Annotated in this window: 15 protein-coding genes; 7 read left to right on the top strand and 8 right to left on the bottom strand. The window is 68.7% G+C overall.

The window, feature by feature from the left end; genetic code table 11:
* On the top strand, positions 1-981 hold the full coding sequence (gene sepH / locus LY40_RS14620; RefSeq protein WP_183782722.1) for a septation protein SepH: 981 nt from the start codon (positions 1-3) through the stop codon (positions 979-981).
* A 258-nt stretch (positions 982-1239) separates the two neighbouring features.
* On the opposite strand, the gene LY40_RS14615 is transcribed toward sepH, so the two are convergent.
* Positions 1240-2439, bottom strand: coding sequence for an NAD-dependent epimerase/dehydratase family protein (locus LY40_RS14615; protein ID WP_183782720.1), 1200 nt, complete (start codon positions 2437-2439; stop codon positions 1240-1242).
* A gap of 147 nt (positions 2440-2586) precedes the next feature.
* On the opposite strand from LY40_RS14615, the gene LY40_RS14610 reads away from it, so the two are divergent.
* The gene (locus LY40_RS14610; protein ID WP_183782718.1) at positions 2587-3144 is read left to right on the top strand and encodes a GtrA family protein; all 558 of its coding nucleotides are present in this window, start codon (positions 2587-2589) and stop codon (positions 3142-3144) included.
* A gap of 598 nt (positions 3145-3742) precedes the next feature.
* Here LY40_RS14610 and LY40_RS14605 read toward each other — a convergent pair.
* From LY40_RS14605 to LY40_RS14590, 4 genes are all read right to left on the bottom strand, one after another.
* A complete protein-coding gene (locus LY40_RS14605; RefSeq protein ID WP_183782716.1) occupies positions 3743-6019 on the bottom strand; it encodes a glycosyltransferase family 2 protein in 2277 nt (758 codons plus the stop codon).
* A 39-nt stretch (positions 6020-6058) separates the two neighbouring features.
* Entirely contained in the window at positions 6059-7003 is a 945-nt protein-coding gene (locus LY40_RS14600; RefSeq protein WP_183782714.1) for an NAD-dependent epimerase/dehydratase family protein, read from the bottom strand.
* Between the two features lie 233 nt (positions 7004-7236).
* Positions 7237-7947: a DUF2537 domain-containing protein gene (locus LY40_RS14595; RefSeq protein ID WP_258937155.1), complete on the bottom strand. Its 711-nt coding sequence runs from the start codon at positions 7945-7947 to the stop codon at positions 7237-7239.
* On the bottom strand, positions 7934-8785 hold the full coding sequence (locus tag LY40_RS14590; protein WP_258937154.1) for a TrmH family RNA methyltransferase: 852 nt from the start codon (positions 8783-8785) through the stop codon (positions 7934-7936). Before LY40_RS14590 ends, LY40_RS14595 begins: the two co-directional genes overlap by 14 nt.
* A gap of 222 nt (positions 8786-9007) precedes the next feature.
* Here LY40_RS14590 and LY40_RS14585 point away from each other — a divergent pair, with 222 nt between their 5' ends.
* The 4 genes from LY40_RS14585 to LY40_RS14570 all read left to right on the top strand — a co-directional run bounded on the left by LY40_RS14585 (position 9008) and on the right by LY40_RS14570 (position 12760).
* Positions 9008-10504 carry a glutamate-cysteine ligase family protein gene (locus tag LY40_RS14585; protein WP_183782710.1) on the top strand — a complete coding sequence of 499 codons (1497 nt, stop codon included), beginning with the start codon at positions 9008-9010 and terminating at the stop codon, positions 10502-10504.
* A 29-nt stretch (positions 10505-10533) separates the two neighbouring features.
* Positions 10534-11163, top strand: coding sequence for a TetR/AcrR family transcriptional regulator (locus LY40_RS14580; RefSeq protein WP_183782708.1), 630 nt, complete (start codon positions 10534-10536; stop codon positions 11161-11163).
* Between the two features lie 40 nt (positions 11164-11203).
* Entirely contained in the window at positions 11204-11902 is a 699-nt protein-coding gene (locus LY40_RS14575; RefSeq protein WP_183782706.1) for a biliverdin-producing heme oxygenase, read from the top strand.
* Between the two features lie 234 nt (positions 11903-12136).
* Positions 12137-12760 carry a superoxide dismutase gene (locus LY40_RS14570; RefSeq protein ID WP_183782704.1) on the top strand — a complete coding sequence of 208 codons (624 nt, stop codon included), beginning with the start codon at positions 12137-12139 and terminating at the stop codon, positions 12758-12760.
* 342 nt (positions 12761-13102) lie between these two features.
* Here the strand turns inward: LY40_RS14570 and LY40_RS14565 are convergent, their stop codons facing one another.
* The 3 genes from LY40_RS14565 to LY40_RS14555 form a co-directional block, all read right to left on the bottom strand.
* Positions 13103-14365, bottom strand: a complete 1263-nt coding sequence (locus tag LY40_RS14565; RefSeq protein WP_372497744.1) for an MFS transporter — start codon at positions 14363-14365, stop codon at positions 13103-13105.
* Between the two features lie 88 nt (positions 14366-14453).
* Entirely contained in the window at positions 14454-14912 is a 459-nt protein-coding gene (locus LY40_RS14560) for a MarR family winged helix-turn-helix transcriptional regulator (protein WP_228726352.1), read from the bottom strand.
* Between the two features lie 127 nt (positions 14913-15039).
* Positions 15040-16500, bottom strand: a complete 1461-nt coding sequence (locus LY40_RS14555) for an NCS2 family permease (protein ID WP_258937153.1) — start codon at positions 16498-16500, stop codon at positions 15040-15042.
* 46 nt (positions 16501-16546) lie between these two features.
* On the opposite strand from LY40_RS14555, the gene LY40_RS14550 reads away from it, so the two are divergent.
* Positions 16547-16819 carry a DUF2530 domain-containing protein gene (locus LY40_RS14550; RefSeq protein WP_258937152.1) on the top strand — a complete coding sequence of 91 codons (273 nt, stop codon included), beginning with the start codon at positions 16547-16549 and terminating at the stop codon, positions 16817-16819.
* Positions 16820-17025 lie beyond the last annotated feature (206 nt).

Genomic DNA, 17025 nt, shown 5'->3' with positions numbered 1-17025 from the left:
ATGCGAACGCTACGGGTGGTCGGGTTACACGAGGACGGCGAGTCCATCGTGTGCGAGGACCCCGAGCGCCGTGAGCGGTTCGTCCTGCCCGCGGACGAGCGGCTGCGCGCCGCCGCCCGCGGTGACATCACCCGCCTCGGCCAGATCGAGATCGAGCTGGAGGCCCAGATGCGACCCCGCGAAATCCAAGCCCGGATCCGCGCGGGCGAAACCGTCGAGCAGGTCGCGACCGCCTCGGGCGTGCCCACCGACCGCGTCGAGCGGTTCGCCTACCCCGTGCTGCTCGAACGCTCTCGCCACGCCGACCTCGCGCAGCAGGCGCACCCCGTGCGCGACGACGGTCCGGACGTGCAGACCCTCGCGGAGGTGGTGGCCCACGCGTTCGGCGTGCGCGGACACGACTTCTCCCAGGCCGAATGGGACGCCTGGCGCGGGGACGACGGCAAGTGGGTCGTCTGCCTGCGCTGGTCGGCGGGCCGTTCGTCCAACCGCGCCCACTGGACGTTCAGCCCCGGCATGCACGGCGGCACCGTGACCGCGATGGACGACCTGGCCGCCTCGCTGCTCGACCCGACGTCGTTCCGCACGCCACGCGCCGTCACCGACCTCACCGAGCGTGCCGCAACACAGGAGCAGCCAGAGGTCGCCGCGGAGGAACTCGAACCCGTGCTGTTCGACTGCCCCGAGTTCGACGAGCCCGACGAGCAGACCGACACCGCGAGCAACGTCATCGAGGCACCGCTGCCCGTCGAGCAGCCGACAGCGCAGGAGCCCGAACCGGACGGCGACCGGATCGGGGGCGAAGCCCCTGGGACCGACGAACCGGACCGCGCGGCCCCCGCAGCGGGCCGGGCGGCCGCCGGCTCCGACGCCGACCCGGGCACGGGCCCCGGCAAACCGAGGCCGAAGCGCCGGGGCGGCCACACCCCGGTTCCCGCCTGGGAGGACGTCCTGCTGGGCGTCCGCAGCCAACGCGGCTGAATCTTCCACCGAAACCACGCACGTCCGACTCGGTGCCCCGAAGGCCACCTTTGGCATCGAAACAGCCACGCGTCAGCCTCCCCGTGAGGGGTGGTGGTCGGGCTGGCGGGTGAAGTGCCCCGAAGATGCCCTTCGGGGCACTTCACGATCTGCACCCCGGCTTCGACACACCGGCTCCGACACCCCGGCTTCGACACACGAAGGGCGGCCCACCGGATCGTGGGCCGCCCTTCGGCGTATCGGAACCTGCTGAACGCGTCAGACGCTCTTCGGCGTGCCGACGTGGTCCGACTTGTCGCCGGTCCAGGTGGACACGCACGGGATACGCGAGGTGTCGCAGCGCTCGGCGTACTTCTTCGTGATGTCGGTGACCTCTTCCATCAGGCCCTCGTTGAGGGTGATCGGGTTGAGGCCGAGGTGCAGGAAGCGGTCGTTGGCCACGTGGAGGTCGTTCTCGTCGGCCTCGTTACGCGGGTTCTCGACGTTCTCGATCGCCGCACCGGTCTTGCCGGCGATCATCTGCGCCAGGTCGCGGACGCGGTGGGTCTCGGTCATCTGGTTCAGGATCTGAACCCGCTCACCCTTCTCGGGCGGGTTCGAGATCGCCAGCTCGATGCACTTGACCGTGTCCTGGATGTGAATGAACGCGCGCGTCTGGCCGCCCGTGCCGTGGACGGTCAGCGGGTAGCCGACGCCGGCCTGCATCAGGAACCGGTTGAGCACCGTGCCGTAGTCACCGTCGTAGTCGAAGCGGTTGATCAGACGCTCGTCCAGCTGCGTGTCCTTGGTCTGCGTGCCCCAGACGATGCCCTGGTGCAGGTCGGTGACCCGGATCTTGTCGTTCTTGTTGTAGAAGTAGAACAGCAGCTGATCCTGCGTCTTGGTCATGTGGTAGATGCTGCCCGGGTTGGCCGGGTACAGGATCTCCTGGTCGACCAGGTCGCCGTCGCCGACTTCGACCTTGACCTTGAGGTAGCCCTCCGGGATCTTCATCCCGGCCGTGCCGTAGCCGTAGACACCCATCGTGCCGAGGTGCGCGATGTGGATGTCGAGGCCGCTCTCGACCACGGCGGCCAGCACGTTGTTCGTCGCACCCAGGTTGTTGTCGACCGTGTAGCGCTTGTGCCAGCTGCTCTTCATCGAGTACGGCGCGGCACGCTGCTCGGCGAAGTGCACGATCGCGTCCGGACGGAACTCGAGGAGCAGGTCCAGGAGACGCTGGTAGTTCTGCGAGACGTCGAGGTTGTGGAACGCGATGTCCTTGCCCGTCGCCTCTTTCCAGGCCTGCAGGCGCTCACTCATCGGCCGGATCGGCGTCAGCGACTCGGCTTCGAGCTCGATGTCGATCTTCCTCCGCGAGAGGTTGTCGACAATGGCGACCTCGTGCCCCTGCGCGGACAGGTGCAGGGAGGTCGGCCATCCGCAGAAGCCGTCGCCGCCAAGAACCAGTACTCGCATGTTTTTTGTTCCTCCTGTCGCCTGAGCCACGCGGCCCGGCTCTGCGCCCGAACTAGCCGGTTCACACTGTCTTAGTAACGGGCTGATCTCAACCCACGGGGAAAGAATAGGGATGTCGCCGCACGAACGAGAAAGGCGGTTGGCACAATGGGGGATGTGACGAACGTTTCCGCAGGGCAAAACGCCGCCGACCAGCGAGAATCGGCCGACGACCCGGATCATCGCCCGGGCCAGCCGAAGTTCTTCGCACGACTGGTCCGCGCGTTGATGAGTTCGGGCCTGGCCACCGGCATGAGCCAGGTGACGCTGATCGTGCTGCTCACGATGAGCGTCAACCCGACGGCCGCGAGCGCAGTAGCGTTCGTGGCGGGGGCTGTCCCCAACTACTTCGTCGCACGCCGCTGGGCGTGGAACCGCAAGGGCAAGCCCGACTTCAAGCGTGAGCTGCTGCCCTATCTGTTCGTGATCGGCCTCGGCGCTATCGCCTCGATGACGCTCACGACGATCGCGGGCTGGATCACCGAGCCGCTCCGGATCGAAGGCTTCGTGCGCATCATCGTGCTCGACGTGGCGTTCCTGAGCAGCTATGCGCTGGTCTTTCTCATCAAGTTCACGCTGCTCGACCGCTTCGTCTACAGCAAGCTCGACGCCCCGAAAGCAGCAGGAAAGGCCAAGTCTGCCGAGGTGCAGACACAGGTCGCCTGAGCCGGCTTCGAGCACCCGAGGGTCCCGCCGCGCGATCCTCGCCCGCGGCCGAGGCCTCACCGGAAACCCGAGCACCCGAGGGCCCGGTCACCGCACCCGGTGACCGGGCCCTCGTGCTGCCGCCTCGCCCGTACGGGTTGTTCCGGGGTAACGAAAAATGATCAGCGGCGTAATTCGCCGCGGCCGACACATCGCGGAAAATGTGGACAATTCGCCGCCGGCCTTCCACTTCGCAACGACTGCCGCACTCCGGTCGTCAATGCATATTTCCGGACTTCTGCAGTGCATTTATCCGGTTTTCTGCATGATGCGACATTTTCGACCTGGTCCAGACGACGCGGCGGCGTGCCCGCTCGGATCCGCGTCGGCTCCGGGACGGCACGGACAGCAGCCCGGCGGCGCGGTCCCACGGCACAGTCCGGCACCACATTCCGGCGGCGCGGTCCGGCGGCACAGCAAGTCCGACAGCCCGACGACACCGCAGCCCGCTTCTGGACGGCCGCACGGAGAAGCACCGCCCAGAAGACAGTGAAAGGCCCCTGGGACCCGTCGACGGGTCCCAGGGGCCTTCGTAGCTGTCGTGGCCTCAGCAGGCCTCTCAGGCCGGATTACGCTCGCCCGGCTCCGGTGCCGACCTGCCCGCGTAGGGCCTGCGCTTGCCGCCGCGGAAGACGTACTCGCGCAGCCACGTCCCGAGCATCACCCGCGAGTAGTTCGCGCCGTACTTGATGCTGCCGCCCTTCTTGCTGGCACCGTTGTTGCGAAGCTCCATGGTCATCGGCACCTCGAGCACCCGCGCACCCTTCGCCATGACACCCAGCAGCAGCTCGGACGCCTGGTACTGCGGCTCGCGCAGCGTCACCGACGCCGCGAGGTCCGCGGGCATGGCGCGGAAGCCGAACGACGTGTCGGTGATCTTCTGCATCGTCAGCAGCGATGCCAGCCACGCGAACACACGCACGCCCAGCCAGCGGACGCTGCTGTCGTACTTGCCGGAACCGAGACGGCGCGAGCCCGTCACGAAGTCGGCGGTGCCGTCGAGCAGCGGCTTCATCAGCATCGGAAGTTCGTTGTTGTCGTACTGACCGTCGGCGTCGGTCGTGACGACCCAGTCGGCTCCGCACTCGTTGGCGAGATGGTAGCCGAGCCGCAGCGCACCACCCTGACCGCGGTTCTTCGGGGCCTCACAGACGTACGCACCGGCCTCCCTGGCGATCTCGGCGGTGCCGTCGGTCGCGCCGTCGACGACGACGAGCGTCGAGACCGGGATGTCCCCGCAGTGGGTGGGCATGTTCTGCAGCACCGGGGTGATGCCCTTGGCCTCGTTGAAGGCCGCGATGACCACCACGAGGGGGCTCAGCGGTGCTTCGCCGTAGCGGCTGCGGAACTCGGATACGGCCGCGGTGTCGACGTCGTCGGGGTAGTCGTCCATCTTGGGACGACGGCCGCCCCCAGCGGGCTTCTTCCCCATTCCGAACATCGCGGCCAGACCCAACACGCCGCCGATCGGCAGCAGGACGAGCGCAGGCAACTGATACCTCCAGGAGAACTCGAACGCGGCTGAACCCGCCAGGATGATGAGCGCGCTGCCGGTGGCGAGAAAAGCACCAGACCGAAGTGGTGATCTGCGTGCCTTTCCTACTCCGACGACACCAAGGATGCCCAACAGCAGGAACACTGCGAGCAGTGGCCCCCAGGTGTAACCGCCGTTCTGTTGATAATCACGCATAAAGGACGCGAGCGCCCGATCGGCGTGGGGCAACTCGTCATCATAAGCGAGTGTCCACGCCTGGTACACCTGAGGCGTCTCCGTCCCCACATCGTGGTACGGATAGTGCGACTGGAAATGCCATCGTTCGGCGGGGACGTCGTTGTGGAACGTCTCCTTCACCGGGACGAAGTTCTTGCCGAAGTCGTAGAGCACTTCGCCGAGCAGGTCGAGCGGCTGGTTCAGGATCACCGCGTAGGAGAACTGCTTCGCCAGGGTCGCCTTGTCCCGCTCGTCCGGCAGCGGCTCGGCCGGCCAATCCGCAGAGCCGTACTGGAAGTGCGTGTAGAAGTCGACCGATTGGCGCTGGCCGAGCGGCTCCTCGGGGCACATCAGCCGCAGCCCCTCGTCGTCCGGCAGCTGACTGCAGTCGGCGAAGGTGGCCGTACGGCCGTACAGCACGTTGTTCGTCGCCCCGGTCAGCCCGAAGTGACCCGCGTAGGTCGCGTAGTACGACATGTAGCCGAGGAGCACGAGCGCCACTCCGGCCAGGCCCGCGACCGTCCTGCCGGCCACGTGCCTGCGGCCGGCACGGGTCTTCCACGCCTTCAGCCCACCGAATGCGAGCAGCAGGAACAGCACGAACGGGACCGCGACGACGAGGCCGATCGTCCGGGTGAGCACCGCGGCCGCGAGCAGCGCACCGGCCACCGCGGCGCGCTTCCACGTCAGTTCCCCGCGGGAGAGCAGCGCCCACAGCATGCCCACCAGCAGCGCCTGGAAGACGATCTCGGACATGAGATTCGCTTCGATCTGCAGCTGGTAGGCGTCCAGCAGCACCGGCGCGGCCACGATCGCCGAGAGCCACCCCCGCTCGGTGTAGCGCATGGCCAGCCGGTACAGCACGAGCGCGAGCAGGATCCCGATGATGTGCTGGGCCGCCTGTGCCCAGGCGAACCCGCCGAACTCCAGCAGGAACTTGAGTACGACCGTGTATCCGAGCGGGTTGAGGTCCGTCGGCCGGAGCTCTTCCAGGTTGCCCAGGTAGCGGAACGTATCGATGTACAGCAGTGCGGGCTGGTACGCCAGCCACGTCACGACCCGCAGGGCAACGCCGCCGGCCAGCAGCAACAGCAGCAGCCAGTGACGGCGGAGAAAGGTGGACACTCGGCGATCTCTCTCGTCGGTCGGCTCAGCGGCGGCGGCTCAGCCCGTGGCTGCAGCGGCCTTCTGGAAGTACTCCCAGGTCGCGGCGAGCCCGGCCTTGAGGTCGTACGACGGGGTGTACCCGATCGTGTCGGCGCTACCCGAGATGTCGACGATCACGGCCGGCATCTCACCGCCGGGAGCCGGCACGTGCTCGACCGGGAGCTCGGCGCCCGTCACCGCGCGCACGCCGTCGATCATGTCCAGCACCGACACCGACTTGCCGCCACCGAGGATCGCACGTCCGACGTACTGCGTGTCCCACGCACCGGTGATGCCGGAAACGATGTCGTCGAGGAAGACGAGGTCGCGCTTCTGCTGGCCGTCGCCGTAGACCTTCACGCCCTCACCAGTCAGCGCGGCGCGCATCAGGCGCGGGATGAAGCTGTCCTTGTGCGACATGCCGGGGCCGTAGACGTTCGTGAACCGCAGCGCCGTGGTCTTGACGCCGTATGCGCCCGCATAGCCCGACATGAGCATCTCGCAGGCCGCCTTCGTCGCGCCGTACGGCGTGAGCGGCGCGAGGGGCAGGTCCGGGTTGATCGTGGCCGTGCCGACGTCGCCGACCACGGCGTTCGTCGAGGCCAGGATGAATCGCGGCACCTCGTGGATCCGGGCGAGCTCGAGCAGCTCGTGGGTGATCCCGACGTTCTCGGCGTACGTCTCGGCCGGCATCTCGACCGACTTCAGCACCGACGTGATCGCGGCCAGGTGGACGATGCCGTCGACGCCGGGCCGGATCGCCTGCTCACGCACCTCGGCGTCCTTCAGGTCGCCCTGGACGTGCACGACGCCCTCGTCGTCGGGGTACGGCGAGGGTTCCCTGTCGATGACCGTGACCCGCGCGCCGCGCTCGCGGAACTTCGCGACGACCGCGCGTCCGATGAAGCCACTACCACCGGTGACGACGACGTTGCACACGTCTTGAGGATTCGACGAAGCCATGGGCCGTAAAGTACCGGTCCCCCGAACGGCCGCTTGCGCCGACCGGCGCGATACCCGTGCTCGACCCCCTCGGCAAGACTCCGACCTGGTCGTTATCGACTCGTGAACCGTGATGTGACGGCGCATCGGGCCACTGACCTGCGGCTGCGCACTGTCCACACTGGTGCGAATGTCCGTTCTCGAACGAGTGAAATGTGTTAGTCATCACACGAGGTCGGCGGTGGCGCAAGCCGTCAGAGCACGATGACGAGCACACCGATCCACGAGAGCGCGATGCCGGCCGCGACACCGCCCACGATCCAGCGCACCACCGGGACCCGCCTGCCGAGCCACAGCGACGGTGCGAGCCCCGCACTCACCACGAGCGCGGCGACGATCGCCACCAGCCCGTGCGTCGCCGACGCCAGTGCGCCGGCCAGCGCGAGCATCGCCACGATCATCACGACGGCGAAGAACGCACCGACCAGCACTCCGGTACCCCAGGGCACCGGACCGGGGTTCTGGGCGGCCTGCACCCGCCACCACTCGGCGAGGGCGTCGAACCGGCCGTGCACCTGGCGCCCGCCAGGTGCTCCGGGACTGGGCGGTTCCGCCTCGCCGCCGGCTTCCTCGGCGGGCGGCACGGCCACGAACGTCCGGCCGGCCACGGGGTCGCGGTAGCTCACCGAGACGCCGAGTGCGGCGGCGACACGGCCGGCGAGCTGCCTGCCCCGGTGCGCGACGACCGCCTCCCCTTCGCGCGCGTCCACGGCGCCCGTACCGCCGGGACCGGCGGCACGGCCGGCACCCGCGCCCACCACGGCCGAGACCCGTGCCCACTCGTGCAGCGCGTCGGTCAGCTCACCGCCGAGCGAGAACGCCGCGGGATCGGCCGTCCTGCCCCCGGTGCCGACGAGCACGGCACGATCGCCGTCCACATCGAGTTCGAGTTCAGCGCCGTGCATCCGCGACGACCCCCTCTCTGCGCACGGTGAGCTCGTAGAACGCCACCGCACCGGTCGTCGCGACGTTGAGCGAGTCGACCCCGTCAGCCATGGGAACCGACACGGCGACGTCGGCCGCAGCCATGGCCTCGTCGGAGAGCCCGTGTCCCTCCGAACCCAGCATTAGCGCCACCTTCTCGTCGCCCGCTGCCTCCCACAGCGGGACGGACCCCGGCCGCGGCGTCAACGCGGCCAGCCGGAATCCCGCTTCCCGCACGGTCTCCAGCGCAGCCTTCCACTCGGCGGGTCCGCTCGCCACGGCGAACGGCACGCGCAGCACGTGGCCCATCGACACGCGCACGCTGCGGCGGTACAGCGGATCGGAGCAGCCCGGCCCGAGGAGCACGCCATCGACGCCGAGCGCGGCCGCGTTCCGGAACAGCGCACCGAGGTTCTCGTGATCGCCGACGCCTTCGAGGACGGCGATCACCCTGGCGCCACCACCGACGAGGTCGGCCACCGACGGCTGCGGAGCACGGTCCGCCGTGGCGAGCACGCCGCGGTTGAGGTGGAAGCCGACGACGTCCGCCATCACGTCGGCCGGCGTGACGTAGGCGGGCACGTCGAGGTCGGCCAGGTCGCCTGCCAGTTCGTCGACCCGCCGCTGCACGCCGAGCAGCGCCCGCACCGGGTACGGCGAGTCCGCGAGCCGGCGCACGACGACGGTGCCCTCCGCGATGACGAGCCCGCGCCCGCCGGGGCGGTCGGGTCTGCGGTCGGCGGTCGTGAGGTCGCGGAACTCGTCGAGCCGTTCGTCCCCGACGTCGTCGGTGTAAATCAACTGCAATCGGCCGGCCACGCGCAGAGTGTCCCATTGCACCTGCCGGCGCAGGCATCGGTGCTCCGAACGTCGGGTCCCTCGTTCGTGCGAGGGATGGCACCTCGCGGAGTGTGAAGCCCACACCTCGCAGTGCACCGGTTTGGCCGCTGGTCGGCCGCGCGTGCAATGTGCCAACGTCGCCTTCTGCCACGGACATTGCCGTGGCACGAGGCGTCGCGGTTACTCGGGAGGAAGGTGCCGATGGGTCAGGACGTCGCTCCGAGAAGCCGTCCCCCACACGAACGAGGCCGGTACCGCGACAAGATGCAACGCTGCCTCGACACCTTCGCCCGCATGCTCGCCGAGGAACACTTCACGTTCCCGCGCAAGCACATCGGTCTCGAGGTGGAACTGAACCTCGTCGACAGGGCGATGCGCCCGTCGATGTCGAATGCGGCCGTGCTGGCCTCGATCGACGACGAGCTGTTCACCACCGAGCTCTCCCAGCACAACATCGAGCTCAACGTGCCGCCGCGCCCGCTCGACGGCGAATCGGCGTTGCAGCTCGAAGGTGATCTGAACGCCCACATCGGCCGGGCGGAGGCCAAGGCGGTCGGCAAGGGCGCGCAGGTTGCCATGATCGGCATCCTGCCGACGCTCGGCGACGAACACTTCGACCAGAAATGGCTCACCGACAACCCGCGATACGCCCTGCTGAACGACCGCATCCTCGCCACCCGCGGCGAATGCCCACTGCTGTCACTCGAGGGCACCGGCCTGCCGGGCGGGCAGGCGGAGGACCTGCACACCTACGCCGAGTCGATCCTGCCGGAGGCGGCGTGCACCTCGGTGCAGCTGCACCTGCAGGTGGCACCGGACGACTTCGCCGCGCACTGGAACGCCGCGCAGTGCCTGGCCGGACCGCAGGTGGCGCTCGGGGCGAACTCGCCGTTCCTGCTCGGCAAGTCGCTGTGGGCCGAGACCCGCATCCCGCTGTTCCTCCAGGCCACCGACACCCGTCCGGACGAGCTGAAGAACCAGGGCGTCCGCCCACGCGTCTGGTTCGGCGAACGGTGGATCACCTCGATCTTCGACCTGTTCGAGGAGAACCTGCGCTACTTCCCCGGGCTGCTCCCGGAGACCGACGACGAGGACCCGATGGACACGCTCGCCGACGGCCGGGTCCCACGGCTGACCGAGTTGCGGCTGCACAACGGGACCGTGTGGCGGTGGAACCGGCCGGTGTACGACGTCGTGGACGGGGCGCCGCACCTGCGGGTCGAGAACCGGGTGCTGCCCGCGGGCCCCACGGTGGTGGACATCATGGCCAACGCGGCCCTGTTCTACGGCGCCCAGCGCGCGCTCGCGGAGGAGGAACGGCCCGTGTGGACGCGCATGTCGTTCCAGGCCGCCGAACAGAACCTGCACGCGGGCGCGCGGCACGGTTTCGACGCACAGTTCTACTGGCCCGGCATCGGATCCATCCCGCCCGACGAGCTGGCACTTCGGGTCCTGCTGCCGCTGGCGCACGAGGGACTGCGCAGCTCCGGGGTCTCCGAGACCGTGATCGACCGCTATCTCGGGGTCATCGAGCGCCGGTGCGTCACCAAGCGCAACGGCAGTGTGTGGCAGCGCGAGGCCGTCGCCGCGGCGCAGGACCGCGGGCTGACCCGGGATTCGGCGCTGGCCGTGATGCTCGGCGACTACCTCGAACTCGCGCGCGCCGGGGACCCCGTGCACGACTGGCCGGTACGCTGAACGATGGCCCGGCGACGAAAGGCGCGGCGATGCCGAAGATCATCGGAAGCTCGCTGGACGAGCACCGCAGGCAGGTGCGCGAGAAGGTGTTCGACGCCCTCCGGAACCAGCTGTACGAGCGCGGGTTCGAGGCGATCACGCTGTCCGGGGTCGCCGCGGAGGCGGGCGTGGGCCGCACCGCGATGTACAACCACTTCCCCGACCGTGAGCATCTGCTGGTGGCGTTCGTCGAGGACGAGGTGTCCCGCTACGTCACGCGGCTGACCGACGCCGTCGACGCGGTCGACGACCCGGCCGACAAGCTCGCAGTGTTCGCGCGGCTGCAACTCGAGACCCTCGCCGACTACCACCTGCCGCCCGGAGCGACGCTGGCCTCGGCGCTCGCGCCGTCGTCGTACCGGCGCATCGCCGCGCACGCCGACCCGATCGGCCGCATGCTCAACAGCATCCTCGAGGAGGGCATGCGCCGGGGCCGGTGGCCACAGCAGGACGTGGCGGTGCTGGCACCGATGGTCAGTGCGGCGCTCGGGGCCCGCCAGGTCGTCGACGTGCCGCCGGAGGAGCTGCCGCGGGCGATCGATCTCGCGGTGGCCTTCGTGTCGCGCGCGGTCGGAGTAATTCCGCGCGAAGCATCGCCCGAGGCGCCCGCTCACGGCTAGGCTCGTTTCTGACACGCTGTCAGAAAGCGCGGGAGGCGTCGTGACCGACCAGGCAGTCCACCCCGGCCAGCCGGAGACCGAGTCGCAGGCGGAGGAGCCCTTCTCGCAAGCCCTGCGGCATTCGACCCGCGAGGTGCACGACCGCGCGCACCACTCCCGTTATATGAACGCCCTGCTGGACGGGCGGTTGACGCTCGAGGGCTACACGCGGCTGGCGGAGCAGTACTACTTCATCTACTCGACGCTCGAGGACGCCGCCGACGCGATGACCGGCGACGCGGTCGGAGCGCCGTTCGTCATCCCGGAACTGCACCGCACACAGGCCCTCGTGGTGGACCTGGAACGGCTCGCGGGCCCCGGCTGGCGTGATCGCATCGAGCCCACGCCCGCCACGAGCGCCTACGTCGAACGGCTGCGCGAGGTCGCCTACGACTGGGCCGGCGGATTCGTCGCGCACCACTACACGCGCTATCTGGGCGATCTCGCGGGCGGCCAGGTTGTCGGCAAGCTGCTGGAGCGCACGTACGGCGTCACCGGTCCCGGCGCGCGGTTCTACGACTTCGCGGCGCTCGGCAGCCCCTCGGCGTTCCGCGCCCGGTACCGGGCTCTGCTGGACGACGCGCCGTGGGACGAGGCCGAACACGGGCGGATCATGGCCGAGGCGCAGCGGGCGTTCGAGCTGAACATCGCCGTGCTCGACGACCTGGCGGAGACCGTGGAGACCCACCGCGCGGCGTGAGCACCGGACACGGTGCCGGTGGGCGGCACCGGTCTGGGCGACGATTCACGGCCGTCGATCACCGACTCGAGGGACAGCAACTCGGCGTGACCCATCTGACACCTCGTTGACCTCCAGTGAGGTCGAGGGAGCAAGGTCAACTCGCGCCCACCCGGTTAGCAAGCCTCCGCGGCGACGACTAGGTTGGCACACGAGACGAACCGCGCAAGCGACCTCAAGGACGAAGGAGGGCTCATGCCCACGTACGAGCTTCCCGACCTCGATTACGACTACGGCGCACTCGAGCCGCACATCTCGGGCGAGATCAACGAGCTGCACCACAGCAAGCACCACCAGACCTACGTCAACGGTGCGAACCAAACGTTGGAGAAGCTCGCCGCCGCGCGGGACGCGAACGACTTCGGCTCGATCGTCGGCCTCGAGACCACGCTCGCGTTCAACCTCGCGGGCCACGCCAACCACGTCGTGTGGTGGAAGATCCTGTCCCCGAACGGCGGCGACAAGCCGACCGGTGAGCTGGCGGCCGCGATCGACGACGCGTTCGGCTCCTTCGACAAGTTCAAGGCGCAGTTCACGGCGGTCTGCACCACGATCCAGGGCAACGGCTGGGGCGCGCTGTCCTGGGACCCGATCGGCAAGACGTTGATCACGCAGCAGCTGCGCGACCACCACAACAACCTGATCCTGCCGACGGTTCCGATCCTGCTGGTCGACGTGTGGGAGCACGCGTTCTACCTGCAGTACAAGAACGTCAAGCCGGACTACGTCAACGCCCTGTGGAACGTCTTCGACTGGGCGGAGATCGGCAAGCGCTTCGAGGACGCGAAGGCCGGCCGCAACGGCCTGCTGCAGGCCTGAGGCGCCGAACCTGACGAGGTCAGTTCGAGCAAACCGCGGAGGCCCCGCATCGGATCCGTTCCGGTGCGGGGCCTTCGTCGTCAGTGGGCGCCTGTCGGCATTGGGTCGGAGCTGTCTCGCGGAGCGCGTCCGGTTGGGTGGTGGCGGGAGACGGGCGGCTGTCGGCATCAGTCGCGATCCCGCTGGCGAAGCCGGGGAGGCGCGGAGAGGACTTGGGGCGGTCGGAGCGTTCACCGGTACAGTGCCGCATACGGGAACGGGGCCCTGGCCGGTTCCAGCGGCCAGGACCCCGTCCGTTCCCGAACTGACTGCCGCTCCCACCACGAAGCGACGAGTCTGAGGTTAGCCTAACCTCAGCGCCTCGCGCAAGTGGCCGCCGCGCGTCTTCGTCAGCGCCAGGGCACAGACCGCCGTGGCCAGCATCGCGACCGCACCACCGATGTAGAACGGCGAGCGCCCACCGAACGTCTCCGCCATCCAGCCGGTCAGCAGCCCACCGATCGGGTTGCCACCCATCACCATCAGCACGTACAGGCCCATCACCCGGCCACGCATCTGCGGGCTGACCGATGTCTGCACCAACGTGTTCGCGGTGTTGAGGAACGTGATCGTCGCGAGCCCCAGCGGCACGAGCGCCAGGCCGAACGCCAGGTAGGTCGGCATGAACGCCGTCGCCACCTCGAGCACACCGAGGGCCATCGCCGCCCCCAGCAACAGCCGCATCGTCGGCTTGCCTTTGCTCCCGCGCCGCGCCGACAGCAACGCCCCCGCGAACGTTCCCACTGCCAGCAGCGTCGACAGCATGCCGTAACCGTCGGCCTCCGTGCCGAACACGTTGCCCGCGACGACGGCGAGCGAGGTGAAGAAAGTGATGGCGAACGTGCTGACGAACATCATCAGCAGCATGATCGCCATCAGATCCGGCCTGCCGCGCACGTACCGCAGCCCCTCACGCAGCTGCCCCTTGGCCCGCGCGACCGCCTTCCCTCGGTACAGCTCGCCGGGGCGCATCGCCGCGATACCCGCGAGCACGGCGAGGGTCGACACGGCGTTGCCGATGAAGAGCCAGCCCTCGCCGATCGCGACGATCGCCAGCCCGGCGATCGCGGGCCCGACGATGCGGGCCATGTTGAAGATCGACGAGTTGAGTGCGACGGCGTTCGCCACCTGGTCGTTGCCGACCAGCTCGGCGACGAACGACTGCCGCGTCGGCACCTCGAGCGCCGACAACGTGCCGAGGATGAAACACAGCAGGTACACGTGCCACAGCTCGACCGCACCACTCACGGCGAGCCCACCGAGCACGGCCGCCTGCACGAGGATGCCCGCCTGAATCGTGAACAGCAGCTTGCGCTTGTCGACCCGGTCGGCCAGCACGCCAGCCCACAGCGACAACAGCAGCGTCGGCAGGAACTGCAGCGCGACGGCGACGCCGAGTGCCACCGGGTCGTTGCCGCTGAGCGTGAACACCAACCAGTCCTGGGCGGTGCGCTGCATCCAGGTGCCGATGTTGGACACGACCTGGCCCGCGAAGAACAGCCGGTAGTTGCGCACGCGCAGCGACGCGAACATGCCAGGTGGGGACTTTCGGCGGGATCGCGGAATAGCGTCAGCGGTCGGCCGGGACTGGGTGTCGCTATCCGTGAGTGTCACGCCGGGTTGTCGCCTCCTGGCAGGCGGGCCGCACGCCTCCTCAGCTGTGGCCAGCCATGCGTTCGATGATCGAGGCGGCTCTGGAGAGCACTTCGCGCTCCTCGCCGCTCAGTTCCTGCAACCGTTCGTCCAGCCACGCCTCACGAACCGAGATGCTTTCGTGGACGTAGGCCGTACCCGACTCCGTGATCGCGACGATGGCCTGCCTGCCATCGGTCGGATGCGGAGCCCGTTCGACATAGCCGACCAGTTCGAGCGCAGCGATCACCCGCGTCATCGAGGGCGGTTGAACGCCTTCGTGCGCGGCGAGCCGGCCCGGTGTCATCGCGCCGTGCTTGTGGAGCGTCGACAGCGCGGCCACCTGGGTCAACGACAGGTCGGTGTCGGTCCGCTGTGCCCGGAGCCTGCGGTTGAGCCGCACCACCGAGAGCCGCAACCGGCTCGCCAGCGAAGGGTGCTCGGACCGGCCGCCGGGTTCCGCCGGAACGGATGCGGTCAGACCGTCTGCAGGATCGGACACTTGATTAGTTTAGCTTACGACCTCTTCGACCAGCACAGATGGTGCTGTGGGCGACACCCGAATCGGTGACACCCACAGCACGAGATCCGCTGAGGCGGGTGAGAGATCAGGCGAACAACGCCTGGAGCGGCCCGATCCCGAAGTAGATGACGAACGCGACGGCGACGACCCACATCAGCGGGTGCACGTTGCGGGCCTTGCCCGTGGCGGCTTGCAGCACGGCGTAGCTGACGAACCCCGCGCCGATGCCGTTGGTGATCGAATACGTGAACGGCATGACCACGATCGTCAGGAACGCGGGCAGCGCGACCGTCAGGTCCGAGAAGTCGATGTCGGCGACCTGCCTGATCATCAGCGCACCCACGATGACCAGCGCGGGCGCCGCCGCCTCGATCGGGACGATCTCGTAGAGCGGGGTGAAGAACATCGCGACGAGGAACAGGCCGCCCGTCACGAGGTTCGCCAGGCCCGTACGCGCACCCTCCGCGATACCGGCCGCCGACTCGACGTACACCGTGTTCGAGCTCGCCGAACCGGCACCACCGGCGATCGCGCCGAGCGAGTCGACGAACAGCGCCTTGCTCGTGTTCGGCAGCTTGCCGTTCTTCTCGAGGCCGGCCTGCCTGCCGAGGCCGGTCATCGTGCCGATCGTGTCGAAGAAGTCGGTCAGCACGAGGCTGAACACCAGCAACGCCGCCGAGATCGCGGGGATCTGCACCCACGCGTCGAAGTTGACGCTGCCCAGCAACGACAGGTCCGGCACGCCGAACACGCTGTCCGGCAGCGCCGGATAGCCGTAGGCCCAGCCCGTCGGGTTGTCCGGGCCCGAAGGGCCCGCGCCCACGATCGCCTCGACCACCAGGGAGATCACGGTGCCGACCACGACACCGATGAGGATGCCGCCCTTGACCCCGCGCGCCACGAGGATGGCCATGACCAACAGCGTCACGACGAACACCACTGTCGGCCACGTCGCGATCGAACCGGCGACGCCGAGCTGAACCGGGGTGCCGTCGCCCTGCGTGACGAACCCGGCGTCGACCAGGCCGATCAGCGAGATGAACAGGCCGATGCCGACGGCGATCGCCGCCTTCAGCGCCGCGGGAACCGCCTTGAAGATGATCGTGCGCACGCCCGTGAGCACGAGGATGAGCACGATGATGCCGTTGACCAGTACGAGGCCCATCGCGGCGCCCCAGCTCATCTGCGGCGCGATCGTGTAGGCGACGAGGGCGTTGATGCCCAGCCCCGCGGCGAGCGCGAACGGGAAGTTCGCGACCAGGCCCATCAGGATGGTCATCACACCCGCGACCAGCGCCGTGACCGCCGCGACCTGCGGGACTCCCAGGATGGCGCCCGTCGCGTCGGTCTTCGCCGCCGGATCGTCCGGCGCGAAGCTGCCGAGGATCAGCGGGTTCAGCACGATGATGTAGGCCATCGCGACGAAGGTGACGAGGCCACCGCGCACCTCGCGGGCCACCGACGAGCCCCGTTCGCTGACCTTGAAGTACCGGTCGAGCCCGCCCTTCGACCCCTCCTGGCCCTGCTCGGTGCTCTCCTGAGCCATTCGTCACCCACCTCGCTTCGACAACGGCAGCGGTAGCCTGTCCCACGTGGACACACCCGGCAAGACCCGAGGGGTTACAGGACCGTTTCGCCCGGTTCCTGCACTGCCCAAACCCGTCGTCGGACTGTGGGCACCGGTGATCGTGGGCACGACGGCATGGCTCGTCGCCCTGGTCGTCCTGCTCGTCACCGGCGCCGACAGCACATGGACCTGGACAGCGCTGGCCGGTGGGGGGCTGGGGTGCGTCGGCTTCGGCATCATTGCATGGCAGACGGCGGCCTCACGGCACGGCTCCCGCGGAGCCCAGCGCAACCTCTGACGCCCCGCCGCCACCGCCGTCCGAACCACCATGTGGACCGCTGCCGCGAGCCTGTGGATCCGCCGGTCGAGCGGGAGAACACGAGTCGGCAACACCTGATCTAGACCACGGGACAGAACCGCCGCCCACTCCGTACCCTGGATGTCGGCGGGCCCCGCACACCTCCCCCTCGTTCGGGGCCCGCCCTTCATCGTGACGATTCCCGC

Source organism: Prauserella salsuginis, assembly GCF_024648885.1.
GTDB lineage: Bacteria > Actinomycetota > Actinomycetes > Mycobacteriales > Pseudonocardiaceae > Prauserella > Prauserella salsuginis.
This window is presented reverse-complemented; position numbering and strand designations above follow the sequence as displayed.

Coding starts and splice junctions, on each gene's coding strand:
- sepH (WP_183782722.1), top strand. CDS start 1: ATGCGAACGCTACGGGTGGTCGGGTTACACGAGGACGGCGAGTCCATC.
- LY40_RS14615 (WP_183782720.1), bottom strand. CDS start 2,439: ATGCGAGTACTGGTTCTTGGCGGCGACGGCTTCTGCGGATGGCCGACC.
- LY40_RS14610 (WP_183782718.1), top strand. CDS start 2,587: ATGGGGGATGTGACGAACGTTTCCGCAGGGCAAAACGCCGCCGACCAG.
- LY40_RS14600 (WP_183782714.1), bottom strand. CDS start 7,003: ATGGCTTCGTCGAATCCTCAAGACGTGTGCAACGTCGTCGTCACCGGT.
- LY40_RS14595 (WP_258937155.1), bottom strand. CDS start 7,947: ATGCACGGCGCTGAACTCGAACTCGATGTGGACGGCGATCGTGCCGTG.
- LY40_RS14585 (WP_183782710.1), top strand. CDS start 9,008: ATGGGTCAGGACGTCGCTCCGAGAAGCCGTCCCCCACACGAACGAGGC.
- LY40_RS14580 (WP_183782708.1), top strand. CDS start 10,534: ATGCCGAAGATCATCGGAAGCTCGCTGGACGAGCACCGCAGGCAGGTG.
- LY40_RS14570 (WP_183782704.1), top strand. CDS start 12,137: ATGCCCACGTACGAGCTTCCCGACCTCGATTACGACTACGGCGCACTC.
- LY40_RS14555 (WP_258937153.1), bottom strand. CDS start 16,500: ATGGCTCAGGAGAGCACCGAGCAGGGCCAGGAGGGGTCGAAGGGCGGG.